We start from the raw sequence: 22,855 nt of genomic DNA, 5'->3' as shown, positions 1-22,855 counted from the left end.
TACGTCATGTCGGCCATCGTGACGTGGCGTTGATCAACCGAGCAAGTGGTTTTCCCCGCGCCGCCCCACTCCCCCGACGCCTGTCTTGGTCCCCCATGCCACGACGCCGTTCCATGTGGCCCCAACCCATGGATGAGGCGAAGGGGGGGACCGCACCATGGGGCAGCTCCGGCTCCCGTCCCCGCTCTCGTCAACTCCCCTACCTGGAGGCCGCCATGCGTCTGTCCCGAGGTGTTCCGTTCGTCGCCGCCACGCTGATGACGGCGGCGCTCGCCTGGCCGACTCCCGTCGGGGCCGCCCAGGGTGGCGAGGAGCACTGCGCGCGCCAGGAGCGGGTGCGGATCCCCGGCGCGGCCTTCCAGCAGCGCGCCTGTCTCCCGGATCTGACCACGACTGGCCTCGCCGGCACGCCGTACACCGACATGGCCGACCAGACGGGGCTGACGGCCGCCGGAACCCGGGTGCCGTCCGGGGTGCCCGGGATCCAGATCGACGGCTACTTCCCGGACTCCTCGCGCTTCAACGCCACGCACGGCTGGAAGCACGACGCGCAGTTCGTCCTCCGGCTGCCGGACCGCTGGAACGGCGGCCTGGTCGTCACGGGCGCACCGGGCACGCGTCGGCAGTACGCGACGGACAAGGCGATCTCGGACCAGGTGCTCGCCCAGGGCTACGCCTACGCGGCGACCGACAAGGGCAACAACGGTTCCGACTTCTACCGCGACGGAACCCGCCCCGGTGACGCGGTGGCCGAGTGGAACACCCGGACCACCCAACTCACCCGCGCCGCCCGGCAGGCCGTGGCCCAGCGCTACGGGCATCTCCCACTCCGCACATACATCACCGGCATCTCCAACGGCGGCTATCTCACGCGCTGGCAGCTGGAGAACCATCCGGAGCTGTACGACGGGGGCGTGGACTGGGAAGGAGCGCTGTGGACGGCGGACGGTCCCAACCTGCTCACCTCGCTCCCCACGACGGTGGCCCGTACGGTCGGCTCGGCGCGTGATGAGGATCTGTACGCGGTGGGCTTCGCGCGCGGCTCCGAGTTCCTGTGGCCGTACCACGAGAAGGCCTACTGGGGCGTCACACAGAAGATCTACCGCGCCGAGTTCGACCCCTCGTACGCCCCCGGCTGCCCCGGTCCGTCCGCGGGCACCACCCCGGAGCAGATTCTCGCACCCTGCGCCGAGGACGCGACGTACGACTACGCGTCACGTCCGGCCTCCGTCCATCGCGCGGTGGCCAGGGTGGCGCTGACCGGACGGATCGGCCGACCGCTGATCACGCTGCACGGCGATCTGGACGCGCTGCTGCCGAAGGCGGCCGACTCGGATGTGTACGCGCGGATGATCGGCTCCGCCGGTCGGGGCGCACTGCACCGCTACTACACGATCGAGGGCGGTACCCATGTCGACGGGCTGTACGACAGCCACCCGGACCGACTGCGGCCGATCCTGCCCTGCTACCGCTCGGCGTTCGAAGCGCTGGTCTCCTGGGTGGAGCGGGGCGTCCAGCCACCCGCGGACCGAACCGTCGGCAGGCCCGCGAGCGGCGATGTGGTCGACTCCTGCGCGCTGTCGGACCCGGCCGGGCAATAAGACCTGTCCAGGCTCCAGCACCCGGCCAGGCACCGGGCTCTGGCCAGGCGCCGGGCCCCGGCCGGAGGATCTTGCAGCCATCCTCCGGCCGCGGCCCGCTGCCTCAGCGGCCGAGCTCCTTGCGGGTCGAACGGCGCAGCCTGCGCCGCTGTGAGGGGTCGAGTGCGAGGTACGCGGCGGCCGGGACGCCCAGAATGATCAGGAGCGCTGCCCACCAGGGCAGCCAGATGAGCAGAATGATCCCGACCGCCGCACCTCCTGCGGCGATCTTGTGGTTCCTCGTCATGTGTGTCGCCTCCTCCGCGGCGCACTGCCGCTCTCTGCTCTCAAAACGGGCCCGCGCTTCCCGCGGTTCCGGACCGCGACCCTGAGACGTCCCTGAGGTGTTCCCCCTACTGGTCCTCCTCTTGGCCCACTCGCTCGGGAGGGGCTCGCCGTGTGCGCGAGCGGCGTCCGCACAGGGGCATACCCCACCCTCCCACGGCAGTGACGCGGAACACAGCCCCCTCATGCCCGACCGAACCAGCCGGTGCTGTACCCTCGGCGACTCGGCCCGGTAGTCAAATTTGAGGAATTAGCCATCCCTGTGCAGAAGGTTCCCCCGGCAACACCCTCCGAGATCTTCGAACTGGCCCACTGCAGCGCCGTGTTCGTGCCCGGCGATCCGGCACGCACCGGCAGGGTGGCCTTCTGGCGCCCCGACGGTGATGCCCCGCCCCTCGCCGAGGCGGGATCGGCCGAGGAGCTGACCATCGCGGCGCCCGGCGGAGACGACGTCGAGCTCACCAGCGTCCCCGCCGTGCTGCTGCCCCTGCGCGCCGCCCTGCCCGTCCTGGTCCGCGCGCGGACTTCCGCGCACGCGCATCGCGGGTCCGCGTTCTGGGGCGCGGCGGCTGTGCTGGCGCTGCGGTTCGCGGCCCGCGGGCTGCTGTTGCCCGGGCTGTCGCCCGCCGGCCACGACGCCTGGCGCACCGGCCCGCTGAGCACCGCGGACATTGAGCACGTCCGGCGGCTCGCCGCGGCGATGCCGCCCGAGGCGCACGCCGTGCCGCTGAAGACCACCGGCCCCCTGCGACTGCCCGACCCCGAACTGCTGCTGCGCGCCTTCCTGGACGCCGTCGCGGACACCCTGCCCCGCACCTCCGCGGCCTCCCTCGTGACCGGCGGACCCGCCTTCGCCGCGCCGGAGCCGCAGTACCTGCCCGAGCACCGCGCGTGGGCCGCCGATGTCGCCGCGGGCCACGACGCCGGAGTCCGGCTCTCGCTGCGCGTCGAGGTTCCGGGCCTGGCCACGGTGACCGAGGAAGAGGCGGCGCCCGCGTTCCGTGCCGTGCTCCAGGTGCACAGTGTGAGCGATCCGGCGCTCGTCGTGGACGCGGCTCACGTGTGGGCGGGAGCCTCCGCCTTCGGCTCCCGCGCACGGATGGACGCCCTGCTGGCGCTGCGCCGCGCGGCACGCGCGTGGCCGCCCCTCGCTCCCCTGCTCTCGGCCGCGGTACCGGACTCCGTCGACCTGGCCGACGAGGAGATCACCGACCTGCTCCCGCACGGCGCCCGGGCCCTGACCGGAGCGGGTGTAGACGTGCACTGGCCCAAGGAGCTGGCCCACGAACTCACCGCCCGCGCGGTGGTCGGCCCGCCCGAGGACGAGACGGCACCCGCCGAACTGTCCTCCGACACGCCGTCGTTCCTGTCCGCCGACGCCCTGCTCGCCTTCAACTGGCGGTTCGCGCTGGGCGACCAGCGGCTCACCCGTGAGGATCTGGACCGCCTGGCCGAGGCCAACCGGCCGCTTGTGCGGTTGCGTGACCAGTGGGTCCTGGTCGATCCCGAGGAGGTGAGCCGGGCTCGCGGGCTGCAGGACCGCAAGGTGACGCCCGTCGACGCCCTCAGCGCCGCTCTGACGGGCTCGACCGAGATCGACGGCCGCAGGGTCGAGGTGCAGCCCACCGGATGGCTGGCGGTCCTGCGGGAGCGGCTCACCGAACCCGAGGGACAGGAGCCGGTCCCGCAGCCCGCCGCGCTCTCGGCCACCCTGCGCGACTACCAGCGGCGGGGCCTGAACTGGCTGGCCCGCTTGACCTCCTTGGGCCTGGGCTGCTGTCTGGCCGACGACATGGGACTCGGCAAGACGATCACGCTGATCGCGCTGCATCTGCACCGGCAGACGGACGACTCGTCGGCCGGTCCCACGCTGGTGGTCTGCCCGACCTCGCTGATGGGCAACTGGCAGCGCGAGATCGAGAAGTTCGCCCCCGGAACGCCTGTGCGCCGCTTTCACGGCGCCCGGCGCGACCTCGACGCCCTCGCCGACGGGGAGTTCGTGCTCACCACGTACGGCACGATGCGCCTGGACGCGCGCCGGCTCGCCGCGGTGCCGTGGGGCATGGTCGTGGCCGACGAGGCCCAGCATGTGAAGAACCCCTATTCGGCGACCGCGCGGGAGCTGCGCTCCATCGGCGCACGCGCGCGTGTGGCGCTCACCGGCACCCCGGTGGAGAACAACCTGTCGGAACTGTGGGCGATCCTCGACTGGACGACGCCGGGACTGCTCGGCCGCCTGGGCACGTTCCGCACCCGCTACGCGCAGTCCGTCGAGGGCGGTCAGGATCCGGCCGCCGCCGAGCGGCTCGCGCGGCTGGTCCGCCCGTTCCTGCTGCGCCGCCGCAAGTCGGACCCCGGGATCGCACCGGAACTGCCGCCGAAGACGGAGACCGACCGCGCGGTGTCCCTCTCCAAGGAGCAGGCGGCCCTGTACGAGACGGTGGTGCGCGAGACGCTCGCGGAGATCGCCGCGGCCGACAGCATGGCGCGGCGCGGGCTGATCGTGAAGCTGCTGACGGGCCTGAAGCAGATCTGCAACCACCCGGCGCAGTACCTCAAGGAGGAGCGGCCGCGGATCGCCGGGCGCTCCGGGAAGCTGGAGCTCCTGGACGAGCTTCTCGACACCATCCTCTCCGAGGGGGCGGGCGTGCTGGTCTTCACCCAGTACGTGCGCATGGGGCGCCTCATCGAACGGCATCTGGCGGACCGTGGTGTGCACTCCCAGTTCCTGCACGGCGGGACGCCGATCAACGAGCGCGAGGAGCAGGTGCGCCGGTTCCAGGAGGGTGAAGTCCCGGTCTTCCTGCTGTCGTTGAAGGCGGCGGGCACGGGCCTGAACCTCACGAAGGCCGAGCACGTCGTGCACTACGACCGCTGGTGGAACCCCGCGGTGGAGGCGCAGGCCACCGACCGTGCGTACCGCATCGGCCAGACCCGGCCCGTGCAGGTGCACCGGCTGATCGCCGAGGGGACGATCGAGGACCGTATCGCGGACATGCTGAGCCGCAAGAAGGAACTGGCCGATGCCGTGCTGGGCTCCGGTGAGGCGGCGCTCACGGAGCTGACGGACGCGGAGCTGGCCGATCTGGTGGAGCTGCGAGGGGGCGCATGATGAATCGCTACGACGGTGACGAGGACGTGGAGCGCACGTTCCCGGCGCTGCCGCCCGCGAGCGGCAAAGGCTTCGCGCAGACCTGGTGGGGCCGGGCCTGGCTGAAGGCGCTGGAGGACACGGCGCTGGACTCCCAACAGCTCAAGACGGGCCGCAGGCTCGCCCGCGCGGGAAGCGTGGGGGCGGTGTCAGTACGCCCGGGGCGCATCACGGCCGTCGTCCGGGACCGCGACCGGACACAGCACCGCGCGGACGTCCTGCTGGAGGAGCTGTCCGACGAACAGTGGGACCGGTTCCTGGACATGACCGTCGAGCGAGCCGGGCATGTCGCCGCGCTGCTGGACCGTGACATGCCGCCGCACCTGGTCGAGGACGCGGCGGCCACCGGCGTCGACCTGCTGCCGGGCATGGGCGACCTGGAGCCGGAGTGCGACTGCGGGGCATGGGACCACTGCGGGCACACGGCGGCCCTGTGCTACCAGGTGGCGCGGCTGCTGGACCAGGATCCGTTCGTGCTGCTCCTGATGCGCGGACGGGGCGAACGCGCCGTGCTGGACGACCTCCAGGCCCGCAGCGCGGCGCCCACCGACGCCCCGCCCGAACCGGAAGGCGTGGACGCCGCGGAGGCGTTCGCGGCCGGGGACATCCTGCCGCCGCTGCCGGACCTCCCCGAGCTCCCCGAGGAGCCGGGTGTGCCGCCGTCCCTCGACACCGAGACGCCTCCCCCGTCCGGTCCCGACCCCCACGCCCTGGAGTATCTCGCCGCCCGCACCGCGGCGGAGGCGCACCGGTTGCTCGCCGACGCGCTGCGCGGGGTGCCGGATCACTCCGGCCTGCCCCTTGCCGAGGACGCGGTCCGGCTCGCCGCCGGCGCTCCCCCGCCGGCGGTGCTGGAGCGCCTCGCCGACGGTTCGGGGCGCAGCCGGGAGCAGTTGGCCCTGGCGGTGCAGGCCTGGGAGCTCGGCGCGGCGGCCGCACTGTCCGTGCTGGAGGACGAGTGGGCCGTGGAGGCCGAAACGCTCGTACGCGCGCGTGCGGCGCTGGAGTCGGCCTGGGACGAGGACGAGCGGCCGTCGCTGCGGGCGAAGGGCAACCGGTGGACGGCCGTCGGCACCCCGGGCCAGGTGCGGCTGGGACGGGACGGCCGCTGGTGGCCGTACCGGAAGGAGCGGGGCCGCTGGGTGCCGGCCGGCGGACCCTCCCAGGACCCGGCCACGGCACTGGCCTCGGCGGAGCCCGCGCCCGAGGGGTAGCCCAGGGCCGAGGGCAGCTCCCATCTGGTGTGCCCTCGGTGAAGTTCGCCTGGGGATCGTGGTGTCCGGGGCGTCGGCTCGACGAGCGGCCGGCGTCTCGCGTTCATCCCTTGGCCGCGCGGTGTTCCGTGCGGGGCCCAAATCTGGCCGCTGTCACCGAATTTGGTCCTCAGGAGGCCCGATGTCCCCGCACGCCACCAGTCGGCGCCGCGTCCACCGTTCCGTCGCAGTGGGCGTACCCCTCGCCGTCATGGCCGTCCTGGCGGCGACGACTCCGGCCGCGGGCACGCCGTCCGAGGAAGCCCGGGTCATCGGCACCGCCACGCTCGGCGACATACCCCTCGCGGCGTTCAGCAACGCCCTGCTGCCCGGCACGGTCGCCGACGACCGGGGTGTCGACCTCGGTGGCATCGGCAGCGACATCTACCCGACGGGCCGCAAGGGCGAGTTCTGGACCGTCACCGACCGCGGGCCCAATGGCCAGATCAAGGTGGACGGCACCAAGCGCCGCACCTTCCCGGTGCCCGGCTTCGACCCGGCGATCGTCAAGATCCGCGTCTCGGGCGACTCGGTGCGGGTCGTCGACGCGATCCCGCTGACGACCTCCTCCGGCAAGCCCGTCACCGGGCTGTCCAACCAGGAGGGCCGCGACGAGGCGCCGTACTCGTACAACGCGAGCACGCCGCTGTCGCACAACCCCAACGGTCTGGACACCGAGGGCATCGTTCGGGCCAAGGACGGGAGTTTCTGGCTCGTCGACGAATACGGGCCCTCGCTCGTGCATGTCTCCGCGCGCGGGAAGGTGCTCACGCGCTACGTGCCCGAGGGTCTGAACCTCACCGGCGCCGACTACCCGGTGGTCGAGGCGCTGCCCGCCGTCCTGCTGCACCGCAAGACCAACCGCGGGTTCGAGGGGCTCGCCCAACTTCCCGGCGGTGACCTGGTCATGGCCGTGCAGAGCCCGCTCTCGCTGCCCGACGCGGACGCCGGTGAGGCCTCGCGCACGACCCGTCTGCTGCGTTTCTCGCCGAAGAAGAAGGCGGTCACCGCCGAGTACGCGTACCGCTTCGACCCGGTGACCGTGGTGGACCCGAGCGAGGACGACACCTCCGAGCTCAAGATCTCCTCGGTGGTCGCCGTCGGCGGCAACCGGCTGCTGGTGGAGGAGCGCACCGACAAGGCCGCCCGGCTGCACCTGGTGCGTCTGGACAAGGACGCGAACATTCTCGGCGGCCCCTGGGACGACGACACGACGTCCCCGTCGCTGGAGGAGCTCGACGACCCGGCCACCGCCGGCGTGCCCGTCCTCCCCAAGAAGCTGGTCGTCGATCTCGGGACGGTCGCCGGGGTGCCCGGCAAGATCGAGGGCGTCGCGCGCGTGGACCGCGACACCCTTGCCCTGATCAACGACAACGACTTCGGCATGACGGACGGGACGGGCGCGTTCGACGCGCAGGGCCGGCTGGTCGACAGCGGCATCGAGACGACGGTGACGTACGTCCGCCTGCCGCGCGGCATCTGACAGCGACCTGCACGCGTGCGTGGCGGTTCCCCTCCGCCGCGCACGCGGCCTTCGCCCTACGGCAGGTCGACCTCGTCGAGATCCGGCAGCAGCGACTCGATCTCACTGGGAAGGTCGCTGGGGAACTCGCTGGGCAGCTCACTGGGGAAACCCGAGGGCAGTTCGCTCGGCAGTCTGCTGGGAAGCTCGGTGGGAATACCGAACGACGGCCTCGGCGACGGGCTCTCGCTGCTCCCGGCGGGCGGCTTCTCCTCCGTCGAGTCGTCGCTCCCCGAGGCCAACAGCACCACCAGGGCGACGGCCACGCCCGCCACGATCACCGCGAGCAGGGCGAGCAGAGGGCCGCGGCGCCTTCTCGGCCCTCCGCCGGATGGCGGTCCGTCGTACGAGGGCGGTCCGAAGCCGTCGGTGGGCGGTCCGAAACCGCCGCCCGGGGGCGGCGTGTCACCCGGCGGACCGGGCGGCTGGGGCGGTACGGGCGGGATGGCCATACCGCTCAGAGTCACCTGCCGGCGGTGATCGCGCGAGAGAGTCGCGGAAGTTGCTACCAGCCCATGCCGTGGACGGCACGATTCCGGTGCATTCAGCACGGCATGACGTCAGCCGCGCGCGGGACGCCACCGAACGGAAGCGCCCCACGCGCGTGCTCCTTCAGCCCCGCGCCCCCAGCAGGTGGTCCATCGCCAGCTGGTCGAGCCGCTCGAAGGCCATCCCGCGCGCGGCGGCCGCCTCGGGGTCGAAGTCCTCGAACGCGGCGCGGTCGGCGAGCAGGGACTGCAGACCGTCCGCCGCGGTGGGCTGCGCCAGCTCGTCCAGACGCGAGGCCCGCAGCGCCTCCTGGACCTCCGGGTCCGCGCGGAAGGCGGCCGCACGCTCCTTGAGGATCAGGTAGTTGCGCATGCAGCCCGCGGCAGACGCCCACACACCGTCCAGGTCCTCGGTCCGCGGCGGCTTGAAGTCGAAGTGGCGCGGTCCGGCGTAGCCGGCGCTCTCCAGCAGGTCGACGAGCCAGAAGGCGGCGCGCAGGTCGCCGGCGCCGAAGCGCAGGTCCTGGTCGTACTTGATGCCGGACTGGCCGTTGAGGTCGACGTGGAAGAGCTTGCCCGCCCACAGGGCCTGTGCGATGCCGTGCGGGACGTTCAGTCCGGCCATCTGCTCGTGGCCGACCTCGGGGTTGACGCCGTACAGCTCGGGCCGCTCCAGGCGCTCGATGAACGCCAGCGCGTGGCCGACGGTGGGCAGCAGGATGTCGCCGCGCGGCTCGTTCGGCTTGGGCTCGATGGCGAAGCGCAGGTCGTAGCCCTGGTCGGTCACGTACTCGCCGAGCAGGTCGAAGGCCTCCTTCATACGGTCCAGCGCGACGCGCACATCCTTCGCGGCACCGGACTCGGCGCCCTCGCGCCCGCCCCAGGCGACGTAGGTCCTGGCGCCCAGCTCGACCGCCAGGTCGATGTTGCGGATCGTCTTGCGCAGGGCGTAACGGCGCACATCGCGGTCGTTGGCGGTGAACGCGCCGTCCTTGAAGACGGGGTGCGTGAAGAGGTTGGTGGTGGCCATCGGCACGGTCATGCCGGTCGCGTCGAGAGCCTGCCGGAAGCGCTTGATGTGCGCCTCGCGCTCGGTGTCCGAGGATCCGAAGGGGATCAGGTCGTCGTCGTGGAAGGTGACCCCATGGGCACCGAGTTCCGCCAGGCGCTGCACCGTCTCGACCGGGTCGAGGGCGCGGCGGGTGGCGTCGCCGAAGGGGTCCCTTCCCTGCCAGCCGACGGTCCACAGGCCGAAGGTGAACCTGTCCTCGGGGGTGGGCTGGTAGTTCATGCCGCGGCTCCTTGCCTGCTGCGAGTTGCTTGCTGCCGACTATTTCGTCATGGCGATTTACAAATTAGTATGCCGAGGCATCTCTGGGAAGAGAACAGTTGTCCCCGGGTAAGGACACGAGCCGCACAGCCGCACAAGAGGAGAGCCCGATGTCAGCAGCCGAAGGACCGCTCGTCGTCGGCGTGGACACGTCCACCCAGTCCACCAAGGCCCTCGTCGTCGACGCGGCCACCGGGCAGGTCGTCGCGAGCGGCCAGGCCCCGCACACCGTGTCCTCGGGAGCGGGCCGCGAGTCCGACCCCCGCCAGTGGTGGGACGCCCTGTGCGAGGCTCTGCGGCGGTGCGGCGAGGCGGCTCACGAGGCTGCCGCGGTGTCGATCGGCGGCCAGCAGCACGGCCTGGTCACCCTGGACGAGCGGGGAGAACCGGTCCGCCCGGCGATGCTGTGGAACGACGTCCGCTCGGCGCCGCAGGCCCGCCGTCTCATCGAGGAACTGGGCGGCCCGAAGGCCTGGGCCGAGCGCACCGGAAGCGTGCCCGGCGCGTCCTTCACGGTGACGAAATGGGCCTGGCTGGCCGAGCACGAGCCCGAGGCCGTCCGTGCGACCAAGGCGGTACGGCTGCCGCACGACTACCTCACCGAGCGCCTCACGGGGCAGAGCACGACCGACCGCGGCGATGCCTCCGGAACGGGCTGGTGGGCGTCCGGGACGGAGTCGTACGACGAGGAGACCCTGGCGCATGTGGGCCTCGACCCCGCGCTGCTCCCCCGCGTGGTCCGGCCCGGCGAGGTGGCGGGCACCGTGCGCACCCACCACGACCTGCCGTTCTCCAAGGGCACCCTGGTCGCCCCCGGCACCGGCGACAACGCCGCCGCCGCGCTCGGCCTCGGCCTGCGGCCCGGCACCCCGGTGCTCAGCCTCGGCACGTCCGGCACCGTGTACGCCGTCTCCAGGCACCGCCCCGCGGACCCCACCGGAACCGTCGCGGGCTTCGCCGACGCGCACGGCGACTGGCTGCCGCTGGCCTGCACCCTGAACTGCACACTGGCCGTCGACCGCGTGGCCGCGCTGCTGGGCCTGGACCGCGAGGCGGTGGAACCGGCGGCCGACGTCACGCTCCTGCCCTACCTGGACGGCGAGCGCACCCCCAACCTGCCGAACGCCTCGGGTCTGCTGCTCGGACTGCGCCACGACACGACTGCCGGCCAGCTCCTCCAGGCCGCCTACGACGGCGCCGTCCACTCCCTGCTCGGCGCGCTGGACCTGGTTCTCGACGCCGACGCGGACCGCTCGGCTCCGCTGCTCCTGATCGGCGGCGGCGCCCGCGGCACGGCCTGGCAGCAGACCGTACGCCGGCTGTCGGGCCGTCCCGTGCAGGTGCCCGAGGCCAAGGAACTGGTGGCGCTGGGCGCCGCGGCCCAGGCGGCAGGCCTGCTGACCGGCGAGGACCCGGCCGCGGTCGCCCGGCGCTGGAACACGGCCGCGGGCCCGGTGCTGGACGCGGTGGAGCGGGACGAGGCGACCCTGGCGCGGATCGCCGGGGTACTCTCCGACGCGGCCCCGCTGCTGGAGCGGGGGACGCAGGCCCAGTGACCGCACACACACCGATCGAGGACTGACGGAGGCATGACCGCACCGCTTCCCGGACGGGCGCTGCCCGACACCCAGCAGGGCATGCGCCGCCGCAATCTGTCCCGGGTGATGCACACCGTCAGCGCGGAGGGACCCCTGTCCCGTGCCGCCGTCGCCTCGCGGATCGGTCTGACGCGTGCGGCGGTCTCGACCCTCGTGGACGAGCTGATCCGTTCGGGCCTGATCGAGGAGCTCGGCCCGGAGCGGCCGGGCCGGGTGGGGCGACCCGGTTCGGCACTCGCGGTCAGCGCCCACGGCCCGGCCGGCGTCGGCGCGGAGATCGGAGTCGACCACCTCGCGGTGTGCGCTGTCGATCTGCGCGGCGCGGTGCGGGCCAGGGCCGTGCGGCACGGAGCGAACCGGGGGCGCTCCGCCGAGCCGGTGATCCGGGAACTGACCGAGTTGGTGCGGGCCGTCGTGGCGGAGGCGGAGCGCGAGGGGCTGTGGCCCGCCGGACTCGCCGTGGCGGTGCCCGGTCTGGTGGCACGCGACGGCCGTACGGTCGTCCGCGCACCGAACCTCGAATGGCACGACGTCGATCTCGGAGCGCTGCTGCCCGAGGAGTTCGCGCTGACCGTGGACAACGAGGCCAACTTCGGCGCCCTCGCCGAACTCTGGCTCGGTGAGGGGACCCCGCGGGACTTCCTGCATGTGTCCGCGGAGATCGGCATCGGTGCGGCCGTGGTCGTGGACGGGCAACTGCTGCGCGGAACCCGTGGATTCGCGGGCGAGCTGGGACATGTCCCGGTCCGCCCGGAGGGGCCGCCGTGCCCGTGTGGGGGGCGCGGCTGTCTGGAGCAGTACGCCGGTGAGGAGGCGGTGCTGCGGGCGGCCGGCCTGGCACCGGGCGAGGACCGTGTCGGGCTGCTCGCGGGGCGGGCGGCCGAGGGGGACGAGGACGTACGGGGTGCTCTGCACGACGCCGGCGAGGCGCTCGGTGTCGCGCTGACCGGGGCGGTCAATCTGCTGGACCCCGAGAGCGTGGTGCTCGGCGGTGCGCTGGCCGGGCTCGCGCCCTGGCTGCTGCCTGCGCTGGAGGCCGAGCTGGACGGGCGTACCGCGGGCGCCGCCTGTCCGGTGTCCGTGTCGCGACTCGGGCCCGAGGGGCCGCTGCTGGGGGCCGCCCATTGGGTGGTGCGGGGAGTGCTCGACGACCCGGCAGCGGTGGGCGAACGGACCTGAAACCAGGCCCACTTCACTCGATCGAGTGAGGGAGTTCTCCACAGTCCGATCGCCGTCCACGGAAACTCAGCGCCCCCTTCGGCCCAGCCCCTGTGCGCCGTACCGTGATTCACGCGAGGGCGCTCCCGGCCCCTCCTCCCCTGTGACCTGTGGCAGAACGGAGCTGTGCGGCGATGAGCGACCCCCGGATCCTGACCGTCCGACCCGAACCCGGCGAGTACGCCTGGACGTTCGGCGGCGTGCCGCCCGTGGCGCGCATCGCGCCGGGCACGGTGCTGGACCTGTTCACGGAGGACTGCTTCGGCGGACGGGTGCGGTCCGAGAAGGACTTGGTGTCCGAGGTCTGCGAGTTCCCCTACCTCAATCCACAGACCGGCCCGTTCCACATCGAGGGCGCGGAGCCCGGGGACACCGTCGCCGTGCACTTCGTCTCGATCGAACCCGCCCGTGACTGGGCCGCGTCCACCACCGTCCCGCTGTTCGGCGCCCTCACCTCCACCCACACCACGGCCACGCTCCAGCCGCCGCTCCCGGAGACCGTCTGGATCTGGCAGCTCGACAGAACCCGGCGGACAGCCCTGTTCCGCGCGCACGACAGCGACTTCGAGGCCGAGCTGCCGATCGATCCGATGCACGGCACCGTGGGGGTGGCCCCCGCCAATCTGGAGGTCCGCTCGGCGCTGGTGCCGGACGCGCACGGCGGGAACATGGACACACCCGAGATGCGGGCCGGCGTCACCTGCTATCTCGGGGTGAACGTCGAGGGCGCGCTGCTCAGCCTGGGCGACGGACATGCCCGTCAGGGCGAGGGCGAGACCTGCGGTGTCGCCGTCGAGTGCGCGATGAACACCGTGGTGATCGTCGAGCTGCTCAAGGGGCTCGCCACACCCTGGCCACGCATCGAGTCGGACACACACATCATCTCGACCGGATCGGCGCGACCGTTGGAGGACGCGTTCCGGATATCCCAGCTCGACCTGGTGCAGTGGCTGGTGCGCGACTACGGCTTCAGCGAGTTGGACGCGTACCAGTTCGCAACTCAGGCCGTCGAGTCGCCGTTGGCCAATGTGTGCGACACCAACTACACCTGCGTGGCCAAGCTCCGCAAGGAGTGGCTGCCCCGGCGCGAGACGCACCGCGGAGTCCACGCCCGCCTGCGCGAGACCGCGTCGACGCTCCTGCCCTGACCCGACAGAGAGGCACCACCCCGTATGGAACGGGCACAACCACCGACCAGCAGACGCCTCCTGATCAAGGGCGCCGCCCTCGCCGCCGTGCCGTACGGCCTGCTCCCCGGCCCGCGGGCCGACGCGCAGGTCCAGGCACCCGACCACCCGACCGCCGAGTGGCAGCAGGCGAACACCGCCAACTTCACCGCTGCCCGCAGACCCCTGGAGTACCGCGTCGACCTGGTCATCGTCCATGTCACCCAGACCGATTACTCCGGCACCCTGGCCGTCTTCCGGAACCCGAGGAAGAAGGTGTCCGCGCACTACGTCGTCCGCTCCGCCGACGGGCATGTGGCGCAGTGCGTCCGGGAGTCGGACATCGCGTGGCACGCCGGGAACTGGGACTACAACACCCGCAGCATCGGCATCGAACACGAGGGCTGGGTGGACCGGCCCGCCTACTTCACCGATGCCCTGTACGAGCGGTCGGCCGCGCTGACCGCGGCGATCTGCGCCAGACACGGCGTCCCGAGAGACAGGAGGCACATCATCGGCCACCACGAGGTGCCGGGCACCGACCACACCGACCCGGGACCCCACTGGGACTGGGCGCGCTACATCGGGCTCGTCAAGGCCGCCTGATCGAGACATCCGGCCAGTCGTTCGGGTGACGGCAGTCGAAAAGGTTGTCCGCGCGCGTACCCGGAGTGACGATGTCACCAGCCGCATCGCCGTCCGGGGAGGCCGAGTTGTCCGATCCGTGGGTGGCCCTGGAGCCGGGGGCCGACCCTGCCGAGCATGCGCGGATGCTGCTCCGCGCGCATGAGACGTTCACCGCGGCGGGCACCGTGCCGAAGCCGGTGCGCTCCGTGGTGGCCGACTCGTGGCGGCGTTCCGCGAGAGCGGGTGTCGGGCCGGACGGCACAGCGAGCGTGGAACTCACGGAAGGTGACCTGGGCGCCTACCGCGCGGAGCATCCGCTGGCCCGGGTGATGCCGCTGTTCCGTGAGTTGATGGGCTCGTTCGCGGCGGACGGCGAGCATCTGCTCGCGGTGTGCGACGCGCACGGCAGGCTGCTGTGGGTCGAGGGGCATGCGTCCACCCGTCGGCAGGCGGGCCGGATGAACTTCGTGCCCGGTGCGAGGTGGTCGGAGACAGCGGTCGGGACGAACGCACCGGGCACGGCGGTGGCCGTGGACCGGCCGGTGCAGGTGTTCGCGGCCGAGCACTTCATCCGGCGGGTGCAGCCCTGGACGTGTGCCGCGGCGCCGGTGCACGACCCGCGTACCGGGCGAGTGCTCGGGGCCGTGGACATCACGGGCGGGGACGGCCTCGCGCATCCGCACAGCCTGGGCTTCGTCCAGGCGGTCGCGCGGGCGGCCGAGTCCCATCTGGCCCTGCTCGCCCCGGCGGGTCCGGCCGCGGACACCCACGAGCTGTCCGCGCTGGGACGGGACGAGGCCCAGCTGCTGACCGGTGGCCGCAAGGTCAGGCTCAGCCGTCGGCACAGCGAGATCCTCGTGCTGCTCGCCCGCCACCCGGAGGGGCTGACCGGCGACGAGCTGCTCTGCGCGCTGTACGAGGACGAGTCGGTGACGCCGGTGACGTTGCGTGCCGAACTGGCCCGGCTGCGGCGGATGCTCGGCCCTGGGCTGCTGGCCTCGCGGCCGTACCGGCTCACCGTGCCGGTCGAGTCGGACGTCGCCGTGGTCGAGCGGCGGCTGGCGGCGGGGGCGGTCAGCGCGGCGGCGACCGCGTACACCGGTCCGCTGCTGCCCGCCTCTCAGGCGCCGGCGGTCGTGCGGGTCAGGAGGCGGCTCGCCGACGGACTGCGTGCGGCGTTGATCGCGCGCCGGGACCCCGATCTGCTGGCGGACTGGGCGCATGCGCCCTGGGGCGAGGACGACCTCGACGTGTGGCGGGCGCTGGCCGCGGTGCGCCCGACGGCCACGGTCCACTCCCGTCTCGCCGCGCTGGAATCGGAGCTGACGGGGCCGCCGGGCCGGGGGCCACGCTGACCGGACGGCGCCCCGAACAGTGAGAGCTGACCTGGCCACCGGACCGCGTGGCCGGGCTGAGCGGAAGCCGTCCCGAGCAGTCAGGGCCGCCCGCGCCACCGACCGCGTGCCCCCGCTGACCAGAAGTCGTCCCGAACAGCCAAAGCCCACTGCACCACCGGACCCCGCGCCCCCGCAACCGGAAGCCGTCCCGACCAGTCGGAGCTGACCTGGCCACCGGTCCCCGTGCCCCCGCTGACCAGAAACCGCCCCGAACAGCCAGAGCCCACCGCGTACCCCCGCTGACCCGAAGCCGCCCCGAACAGCCAGAGCCGCCCGCGCCACCGACCCCGTGCCCCCGCTGACCGCAAGGCGCCGCGGGCCCGGGCCCGCGCAACGTCCTTGCAACCTCCCGCTCCCTAGCCTCGCGCCGAGAGCTGTCCAACGGCGGGCAGCGTTGTTGCAGGGAGGCAGGCCGGCATGACCCGTTACGCGGCACCCGGGACCGAGGGCGCGATCGTCTCCTACCAGGCACGCTACGACCACTTCATCGGCGGGGAGTACGTTCCGCCGCTCCGGGGGCAGTACTTCGAGAACCCGTCCCCGGTGAACGGGCAGCCGTTCACCGAGATCGCGCGCGGCACGGCGGAGGACGTGGAGCGTGCCCTGGACGCGGCGCACGCGGCAGCCCCGGCCTGGGGCCGTACGTCGGTGACCGAGCGCTCCGACATCCTGCTGAAGATCGCCGACCGGATGGAGGCGAACCTGGAGCAACTCGCGGTCGCCGAGAGCTGGGAGAACGGCAAGCCGGTGCGCGAGACGCTCGCGGCCGACATCCCGCTCGCCATCGACCACTTCCGTTACTTCGCGGGGGCGATCCGCGCCCAGGAGGGCTCGCTCGGCGAGATCGACGACGACACGGTGGCGTACCACTTCCACGAGCCGCTCGGGGTCGTCGCGCAGATCATCCCGTGGAACTTCCCGATCCTGATGGCGACCTGGAAGCTCGCCCCGGCGCTGGCGGCGGGCAACGCAGTCGTGCTCAAGCCGGCCGAGCAGACCCCGGCCTCCATCCACTACTGGCTGAGCCTGATCGCCGATCTGCTGCCGCCGGGCGTCGTCAATGTGGTGAACGGCTTCGGCGTGGAGGCGGGCAAGCCGCTGGCGTCCAGCCCGCGCGTGGCGAAGGTGGCGTTCACCGGTGAGACCACCACCGGCCGGCTGATCATGCAGTACGCCTCGGAGAACATCACCCCCGTCACCCTCGAACTCGGCGGCAAGTCCCCGAACATCTTCTTCGAGGACGTCTGGCGGGCCGACGACGACTTCCGCGACAAGGCGCTCGAAGGCTTCACGATGTTCGCGCTCAACCAGGGCGAGGTGTGCACCTGTCCCTCGCGGGCGCTCGTGCAGCGGGGCCACTACGGCGAGTTCATGGAAGCGGCGGTCACCCGCACCGAGTTGATCAAGACCGGTCATCCGCTGGACACGGACACCATGATCGGCGCCCAGGCCTCCAACGACCAGCTGGAGAAGATCCTCTCCTACCTCGACATCGGCCGGCAGGAGGGCGCCCGGATCCTCACCGGCGGTGTGCGCATCGAGCACGACGGCGAACTCAAGGGCGGCTACTACGTCCAGCCGACGATCTTCGAGGGCGACAACCGGATGCGGATCTTCCAGGAGGAGATCTTCGGGCCGGTGGTCTCGGTGACGTCCTTCGACGACTTCGACGACGCCATCAAGATCGCCAACGACACCTTGTACGGCCTCGGCGCCGGCGTGTGGACCCGCGACACCAACACCGCGTATCGCGCGGGCCGCGCGATCCAGGCGGGCCGCGTCTGGACGAACTGCTACCACGCCTACCCGGCCCACGCGGCGTTCGGCGGCTACAAGGGCTCGGGCATCGGACGCGAGACGCACAAGATGATGCTGGACCACTACCAGCAGACGAAGAACCTTCTTGTTTCATACAGCCCGAAGAAACTTGGGTTCTTCTAGAGCGTGAAGACGTCGAAGGAGTGGAGCCAGGATCGTCCTGGCTCCACTCTGTGGTGCGGGTAGGTCACTGGAACTGTGCGAAGAACCTCCAGATCTCTGCCTTGGTCCAGGTGGCGACGCCGCTTTCGTTGGGGGAGCCGTCGACCGGACCGGGTATGTGGCCTCCGTCGAACGCGGCCCATTGGACCGGGTATCCGGCACGGCAGCCCGAGTAGGTGGTGGTGATGTGTGTTCGGCTGCCCGGTGCGGGCTCGCGCGGGCTCTGGGCAGTGCAGCCGTTGGTGGCGACGAACTTGTCGCGCAGGGACCGTCCTTGCGCGATGTCGAGGACGTTGTCGCTGATGCCGTGGATTCCGAAGTAGGCGATGGGCTGGGTGCCGCCGCTGCACCCGCTGATCTGCGCGCCGGAGATGACCGCGACGGCCCTGAAGACGTTCGCCCGGCTGCATGCGAGTGCGTAGCTCATCCCGCCGCCCCAGCTGAATCCCGTGGCGAAGCGCTGTGCCGGGTTGACACAGAGGCCGCCCTCGATGCGCCGGATCATGTCGTCGACGAAGGTGATGTCCTCACCGCCCGAATTGGCCCAGCCGTTGCCGAGGCCCTGGGGGGCGACGAGGATGGCGCTGTTGTTCGACTGTTCCTGTTGGCCGTAGTAGGACCAGGCGTTGCCGCTCGTGCCGCCCGAGGCGACGTCGCCGGCGGTTCCGCCCCGCCAGTGGAACGCGAAGATCAGTCGGTAGGGGCGGCTGTTGTCGTAGTTGGCGGGAACCCTGAGGATGAAGCTGCGGCTCTTGCCGCCGCTCTGAATCGTGTGCGTGCCGCTCGCCAGAGTCGGGGCGCTGCCGCATCCGCCACCGCCACCGCCACCGGACGACAGTTTGATCATCTGCCATTGCTGGTTGGCGCCGCCCCAGTCGGAGTACTGGACGACGTTGCCGCCGTCGGCGGTGGAAGCGCCCTGCACCTCCACCGCCTTGCTGCTGGTGCGGTTGATCAGGCGGACGTGGCCCGCGTCGGAGTCGGCCAGGCGGAACTGCTGGTTGGCCCCGTTGTGGTCGGCCCACTGCTTGATCGCGGCACCGTCCGCGGTCGAGGCGCCGGCCACGTCGAGAACCTTGCCCGAATGCCGGGCCTTGAGGCGGTAGAAGCCGCCGCCGGAGTCCACGAACTGCCACTGCTGGTTGGCTCCGTCGTTGCGCGTCCACTGGCTGACCCGCGCGCCGTCGGCGGTGGACGCGCCGGAGACGTCCAGCGCCTTGCCGCTGTTGCGATTGACCAGGACGTACCAGGCATTGGTGTCCACCGTCGCCGCCTCGGCGGGCGCGGGATTCACCGCGGAGAGCATGCCGATCGCGAGGGCCGTCGCCACCACGGCGGCAACCCGGGACCACCAGCGGCGTTTTCGTGGAGGGGCGGGGGAAGCCGCACCGTAGGTCTTCATCGATGCACCCTTTCGTCGGTGGCAGGTCCCCTCAGGTGCGGGTCCAGCGTTGGTTGCTGCCGTTCGAGCAGGAGTAGAGCTGGATCAGGGTGCCGTTGGCGGTGCCGGCTCCGACGGCGTCGAGGCAGAGGCCGGACTGGACGCCGACGATGGATCCGTCGGAGTTGAGGCGCCATTTCTGGTTGTCGCCGCCCCAGCAGCTGTAGATCTGGACTTTGGTGCCGTTGCCGGTGCCGGCGGCGTCCAGGCACTTGTTGCCGTAGACCCTGAGCTCGCCGGCGGCGGTGTACGTCCACTGCTGGTTGGTGCCGTTGTGGCAGTCCCACAGGTTGAGCTGGGTGCCGTCGGTGGTACTGCTGCCGGGCACGTCAAGGCAGCGGCCCGAACCGGCGCCCTTGATCTGTCCGGAACCCGAAGGGGGCGTGGTGGAGCCGCCGTTGAGTGCGTTGAGGACAGCGGTGTAGGCGGGCTTCTTGCTGCCGTCGGAGTTGAACAGCAGCGGCGTGTGCTGCGGTCGCCAGGAGTCGCTGTCGCGCACACCCCAGACGGTGATGCCGAGGCAGCGCGGGACGGCCAGGCAGTCGTTGACCACGTTGGCGTAGGTCGTGGCGGGGGCGCCCTGGATGTCGAGTTCGGTGATGGCCACGTCGACGCCGAGGGCGGCGAAGTTCTGCAGGGTGGTGCGGAAGTTGCTGTTGTACGGGCTGTCGTTGTTGAAGTGGCCTTGGAAGCCGACGCAGTCGATCGGGACGCCGCGCTGTTTGAAGTCGCGGACCATGTTGTACATGGCCTGGGTCTTGGCCCACGTCCAGTTCTCGACGTTGTAGTCGTTGTAGCAGAGCTTGGCGGCCGGGTCGGCGGCGCGGGCGGTGCGGAAGGCGACCTCGATCCAGTCATTGCCGGTGCGCTGCAGGTTGGAGTCGCGCCGGGCTCCCGAAGTGCCGTCGGCGAAGGCCTCGTTCACGACGTCCCACTGGGCGATCTTGCCCTTGTAGTGGGTCATCACGCCTTTGATGTGGTCGATCATCGCCTGGCGCAGCGTGCTGCCGCTGAGGCTCTGCATCCAGGCGGGCTGCTGGGAGTGCCAGGCCAGGGTGTGGCCGCGCACCTGCTTGCCGTTCTGCACCGCCCAGTTGTAGACCCGGTCAGCGGCGGTGAAGTTGAACTGGCCCCGCTGCGGTTCGGTGGCGTCGATCTTCATCTCGTTCTCGGCCGTCACCGAGTTGAACTCACGGCTCGCGATCGACGTGTACGCCGAGTCGCCCAGCCTGCCCGAGGCGATGGCGGTGCCGAAGTAGCGGCCGCTCTGCGCCGCCGCGGCGCCGAGCGTGTTCTCGGCGGCGTGTGCGGGCGGCGGCGCGACCAGTGCGGCGACCGCACCGAGGACGCCGACGACCAGCGTCAACAGCAGGCCGCGGAGCTTCCGGCGGACAACGAGTCTGGGAAGGGCATACGAGCCCATGGCTGTGCCTCCAAGGTAGCAATCACGGAAGGACTGAAGCGCAGGGGAATGCGTCGTCCGCTCCCACTCGGCAGGCGGACGCGGACGGGGCGGGGCGGTCCGGCATCCGGGCAGCGTGGAATCACCGGACGCCGCGGTCGTGGGACCGGGACGATCTCAACCCGCACGGACGGCACCCGGTCGGCCATCGGGTGACGTACGGCAGGCGGCGGCGCTGTTTCGACACAGGCATGGGGGCACTCCATCGCGGCTCGGCCGGGGGACCGCCACGCGGCGTCGCGTACCTCTCCGACTGCGCGAAGAGCCAGGATGCGCTGGTGCGAACCTCACCGGAACGAAATGGGGTGGCGCAGGTGCTTTGGCGTGCGGATCTGTTGTGCTGCTGTGCGGGGATCCGCGGTGCAGCACGGAATACCCAGGGCCAACGCGCGGTTCGATATCCCGAACGTCGGCCGGGTTCTCAGACAGGGATGATTGGGGTATTGACGATGGCTCGTCAATACTCCCGCAGCAGAAGTTTCCGATCCTCGCCCGAAACTTTCCATGATCTCGGCGCCGGAGGACGAGTCCCCGGCGCCACATTCGCCGGATGCCATAGGGCGCCGGCACACGGTCGGCGGGACGGCCTGTCAAGCCGAAAGGGCAGGCACTGTTTGTGGACAGATCGGCGACAGGCCTTGACCAAAGGGCCCCACATTCCTAGCTTGTGGCGTCGAAGCTTCCGGGAATTCTTCGAAACGTTTCGCGATTCCCTCTGCTCCCGGCAGTCCGCTCCGCGGTTCATCGGGTCACCGCACCCCCGCCCCCAAAGGAGTGCCCTGTGATGTGGTTTCACCACCCTTCCCTGGTCCGTCCAAGACGCTTACTCGCCGTCCTGGTGCCCTTGTTGTTCGTGGCCACCTTCCTCGGTGCCCAGCCCGCCGACGCGGCGACCGTGGACCCCAACGCCTCGTACGTGCTGGTCAACCGCAACAGCGGTAAGGCCCTGGACGTCTACAACCGGGCGACCAACGACGGCGCGCGCATCACCCAATGGACCAGGAACGATCAGACCCAGCAGCAGTGGCAGTTCGTCGACTCGGGCGGCGGTTACTACCGCATCAAGTCCCGCCACTCCGGCAAGGTGCTGGACGTCCAAAACTTCTCCACCGCCAACGGCGGCTCCATCGTCCAGTGGGCCGACCTGAACGGCACCAACCAGCAGTGGCGACTGGCCGACAGCTCGGACGGGTACGTGAGGCTCATCGCGCGCTCCAGCAACAAGGCCCTCGAAGTACAGGGCGGCTCCACCGCCGACAACGCGAACATCGTCCAGTACGACGACTGGGGCGGCGCCAACCAGCAGTGGCAGCTCGTCAAGGTCGGCGGCGGCAATACCGGCCCGTGCGATCTTCCGTCGACATACCGCTGGACATCAACGGGCGCGCTGGCGCAGCCCAAGGCTGGGTGGGCCTCGCTCAAGGACTTCACCGTCGCCCCCTACAACGGCAAGCATCTCGTCTATGCGACGACGCACGGCGCGGGAGCGGGATCGGGCTGGGGTTCGATGAACTTCGGCCTGTTCTCCAACTGGCCGGAGATGGCCTCGGCCAGCCAGAACACGATGTCGAATTCCACCGTCGCGCCCACGCTCTTCTACTTCGCGCCGAAGAACATCTGGGTGCTCGCCTACCAGTGGGGTGGTGGGAGCGCCTTCTCCTACCGGACGTCGAGCGACCCCACCAACCCCAATGGCTGGTCAGCACAGCAGGTGCTCTTCTCCGGAAGCCTCCCCGACTCCGGAACAGGGCCCATCGACCAGACGCTCATCGCTGACGGCACGAACATGTACCTGTTCTTCGCCGGAGACAACGGCAAGATCTACCGGGCCAGCATGCCCATCGGGAACTTCCCGGGCAGTTTCGGCTCGTCGTACACAACGATCATGAGCGACACGACGAACAACCTGTTCGAAGCCCCGCAGGTCTACAAGCTCCAGGGCCAGAACCGCTACCTCATGATCGTCGAAGCGATCGGCTCGCAGGGCCGCTACTTCCGCTCGTTCACGGCCACCAGTCTGAACGGCTCATGGACACCCCAGGCCGCGACCGAGAGCAACCCCTTCGCCGGCACGGCCAACAGTGGCGCCACCTGGACCAACGACATCAGCCATGGCGAACTGATCCGCACCACCGCGGATCAGACCTTCACCGTCGATCCCTGCAACCTGCAGTTCCTCTACCAGGGGCGCGACCCCAACTCCGGCGGCGACTACGGCCAATGGCCCTACCGTCCGGGTCTTCTGACACGGCAGGGCTGACGGCGTGACACGAGTCCGGCTCCGGTACGGAGCCGGC

16 protein-coding genes are annotated in these 22,855 nt (G+C 71.1%); 11 read left to right on the top strand and 5 right to left on the bottom strand.

Annotated features, from left to right (window positions below):
* The first annotated feature begins 215 nt into the window (after positions 1-215).
* A complete protein-coding gene (locus RMT89_RS12850; RefSeq protein WP_315883845.1) occupies positions 216-1,601 on the top strand; it encodes a tannase/feruloyl esterase family alpha/beta hydrolase in 1,386 nt (461 codons plus the stop codon).
* 103 nt (positions 1,602-1,704) lie between these two features.
* On the opposite strand, the gene RMT89_RS12845 is transcribed toward RMT89_RS12850, so the two are convergent.
* Positions 1,705-1,887 carry a hypothetical protein gene (locus RMT89_RS12845; protein WP_315883844.1) on the bottom strand — a complete coding sequence of 61 codons (183 nt, stop codon included), beginning with the start codon at positions 1,885-1,887 and terminating at the stop codon, positions 1,705-1,707.
* A gap of 300 nt (positions 1,888-2,187) precedes the next feature.
* On the opposite strand from RMT89_RS12845, the gene RMT89_RS12840 reads away from it, so the two are divergent.
* From RMT89_RS12840 to RMT89_RS12830, 3 genes are all read left to right on the top strand, one after another.
* Entirely contained in the window at positions 2,188-5,037 is a 2,850-nt protein-coding gene (locus RMT89_RS12840) for an SNF2-related protein (protein ID WP_315883843.1), read from the top strand.
* Positions 5,037-6,290 (top strand): SWF or SNF family helicase, encoded by a 1,254-nt coding sequence (locus tag RMT89_RS12835; RefSeq protein ID WP_315883932.1) that lies wholly within the window; start codon positions 5,037-5,039, stop codon positions 6,288-6,290. Before RMT89_RS12840 ends, RMT89_RS12835 begins: the two co-directional genes overlap by 1 nt.
* A gap of 181 nt (positions 6,291-6,471) precedes the next feature.
* Positions 6,472-7,812, top strand: a complete 1,341-nt coding sequence (locus RMT89_RS12830; protein ID WP_315883842.1) for an esterase-like activity of phytase family protein — start codon at positions 6,472-6,474, stop codon at positions 7,810-7,812.
* Between the two features lie 56 nt (positions 7,813-7,868).
* Here the strand turns inward: RMT89_RS12830 and RMT89_RS12825 are convergent, their stop codons facing one another.
* Both RMT89_RS12825 and xylA read right to left on the bottom strand, forming a co-directional pair.
* Positions 7,869-8,303, bottom strand: a complete 435-nt coding sequence (locus RMT89_RS12825; protein WP_315883841.1) for a hypothetical protein — start codon at positions 8,301-8,303, stop codon at positions 7,869-7,871.
* A 160-nt stretch (positions 8,304-8,463) separates the two neighbouring features.
* A complete protein-coding gene (xylA, locus tag RMT89_RS12820) occupies positions 8,464-9,630 on the bottom strand; it encodes a xylose isomerase (RefSeq protein WP_315883840.1) in 1,167 nt (388 codons plus the stop codon).
* Positions 9,631-9,779: 149 nt separating this feature from the next.
* Here xylA and xylB point away from each other — a divergent pair, with 149 nt between their 5' ends.
* The 6 genes from xylB to adh all read left to right on the top strand — a co-directional run bounded on the left by xylB (position 9,780) and on the right by adh (position 17,616).
* Complete coding sequence (gene xylB / locus RMT89_RS12815; protein ID WP_315883839.1) at positions 9,780-11,225, top strand: xylulokinase; 1,446 nt, start codon at positions 9,780-9,782, stop codon at positions 11,223-11,225.
* Between the two features lie 33 nt (positions 11,226-11,258).
* Positions 11,259-12,446, top strand: a complete 1,188-nt coding sequence (locus tag RMT89_RS12810) for an ROK family transcriptional regulator (RefSeq protein ID WP_315883838.1) — start codon at positions 11,259-11,261, stop codon at positions 12,444-12,446.
* 173 nt (positions 12,447-12,619) lie between these two features.
* The gene (locus RMT89_RS12805; RefSeq protein ID WP_315883837.1) at positions 12,620-13,633 is read left to right on the top strand and encodes an acetamidase/formamidase family protein; all 1,014 of its coding nucleotides are present in this window, start codon (positions 12,620-12,622) and stop codon (positions 13,631-13,633) included.
* Positions 13,634-13,657: 24 nt separating this feature from the next.
* Complete coding sequence (locus tag RMT89_RS12800) at positions 13,658-14,257, top strand: N-acetylmuramoyl-L-alanine amidase (protein WP_315883836.1); 600 nt, start codon at positions 13,658-13,660, stop codon at positions 14,255-14,257.
* A gap of 71 nt (positions 14,258-14,328) precedes the next feature.
* Positions 14,329-15,633: a GAF domain-containing protein gene (locus RMT89_RS12795; RefSeq protein ID WP_315883835.1), complete on the top strand. Its 1,305-nt coding sequence runs from the start codon at positions 14,329-14,331 to the stop codon at positions 15,631-15,633.
* A 459-nt stretch (positions 15,634-16,092) separates the two neighbouring features.
* Positions 16,093-17,616 (top strand): aldehyde dehydrogenase, encoded by a 1,524-nt coding sequence (adh, locus tag RMT89_RS12790; RefSeq protein ID WP_315883834.1) that lies wholly within the window; start codon positions 16,093-16,095, stop codon positions 17,614-17,616.
* Positions 17,617-17,680: 64 nt separating this feature from the next.
* Here the strand turns inward: adh and RMT89_RS12785 are convergent, their stop codons facing one another.
* Both RMT89_RS12785 and RMT89_RS12780 read right to left on the bottom strand, forming a co-directional pair.
* Positions 17,681-19,057 carry an RICIN domain-containing protein gene (locus RMT89_RS12785; RefSeq protein WP_399498041.1) on the bottom strand — a complete coding sequence of 459 codons (1,377 nt, stop codon included), beginning with the start codon at positions 19,055-19,057 and terminating at the stop codon, positions 17,681-17,683.
* 31 nt (positions 19,058-19,088) lie between these two features.
* Positions 19,089-20,519 (bottom strand): endo-1,4-beta-xylanase, encoded by a 1,431-nt coding sequence (locus RMT89_RS12780; RefSeq protein WP_315883833.1) that lies wholly within the window; start codon positions 20,517-20,519, stop codon positions 19,089-19,091.
* 823 nt (positions 20,520-21,342) lie between these two features.
* Between RMT89_RS12780 and RMT89_RS12775 the strand changes: the two genes are divergently transcribed.
* Entirely contained in the window at positions 21,343-22,818 is a 1,476-nt protein-coding gene (locus RMT89_RS12775) for a non-reducing end alpha-L-arabinofuranosidase family hydrolase (protein WP_315883930.1), read from the top strand.
* The last annotated feature ends 37 nt before the right edge of the window (positions 22,819-22,855 follow it).

This window comes from Streptomyces sp. P17, from assembly GCF_032436805.1.
Classification (GTDB): Bacteria; Actinomycetota; Actinomycetes; order Streptomycetales; family Streptomycetaceae; genus Streptomyces.
This window is presented reverse-complemented; position numbering and strand designations above follow the sequence as displayed.

Bases quoted from the DNA above. Each gene is read 5' to 3' on its own strand.
- RMT89_RS12825 (WP_315883841.1), bottom strand. From the start codon at position 8,303: ATGGCCATCCCGCCCGTACCGCCCCAGCCGCCCGGTCCGCCGGGTGAC.
- RMT89_RS12785 (WP_399498041.1), bottom strand. From the start codon at position 19,057: ATGAAGACCTACGGTGCGGCTTCCCCCGCCCCTCCACGAAAACGCCGC.
- RMT89_RS12800 (WP_315883836.1), top strand. From the start codon at position 13,658: ATGGAACGGGCACAACCACCGACCAGCAGACGCCTCCTGATCAAGGGC.
- xylB (WP_315883839.1), top strand. From the start codon at position 9,780: ATGTCAGCAGCCGAAGGACCGCTCGTCGTCGGCGTGGACACGTCCACC.
- adh (WP_315883834.1), top strand. From the start codon at position 16,093: ATGACCCGTTACGCGGCACCCGGGACCGAGGGCGCGATCGTCTCCTAC.
- RMT89_RS12795 (WP_315883835.1), top strand. From the start codon at position 14,329: ATGTCACCAGCCGCATCGCCGTCCGGGGAGGCCGAGTTGTCCGATCCG.
- RMT89_RS12810 (WP_315883838.1), top strand. From the start codon at position 11,259: ATGACCGCACCGCTTCCCGGACGGGCGCTGCCCGACACCCAGCAGGGC.
- RMT89_RS12830 (WP_315883842.1), top strand. From the start codon at position 6,472: ATGTCCCCGCACGCCACCAGTCGGCGCCGCGTCCACCGTTCCGTCGCA.
- RMT89_RS12805 (WP_315883837.1), top strand. From the start codon at position 12,620: ATGAGCGACCCCCGGATCCTGACCGTCCGACCCGAACCCGGCGAGTAC.
- xylA (WP_315883840.1), bottom strand. From the start codon at position 9,630: ATGAACTACCAGCCCACCCCCGAGGACAGGTTCACCTTCGGCCTGTGG.
- RMT89_RS12780 (WP_315883833.1), bottom strand. From the start codon at position 20,519: ATGGGCTCGTATGCCCTTCCCAGACTCGTTGTCCGCCGGAAGCTCCGC.
- RMT89_RS12835 (WP_315883932.1), top strand. From the start codon at position 5,037: ATGAATCGCTACGACGGTGACGAGGACGTGGAGCGCACGTTCCCGGCG.
- RMT89_RS12845 (WP_315883844.1), bottom strand. From the start codon at position 1,887: ATGACGAGGAACCACAAGATCGCCGCAGGAGGTGCGGCGGTCGGGATC.
- RMT89_RS12850 (WP_315883845.1), top strand. From the start codon at position 216: ATGCGTCTGTCCCGAGGTGTTCCGTTCGTCGCCGCCACGCTGATGACG.
- RMT89_RS12775 (WP_315883930.1), top strand. From the start codon at position 21,343: ATGTGGTTTCACCACCCTTCCCTGGTCCGTCCAAGACGCTTACTCGCC.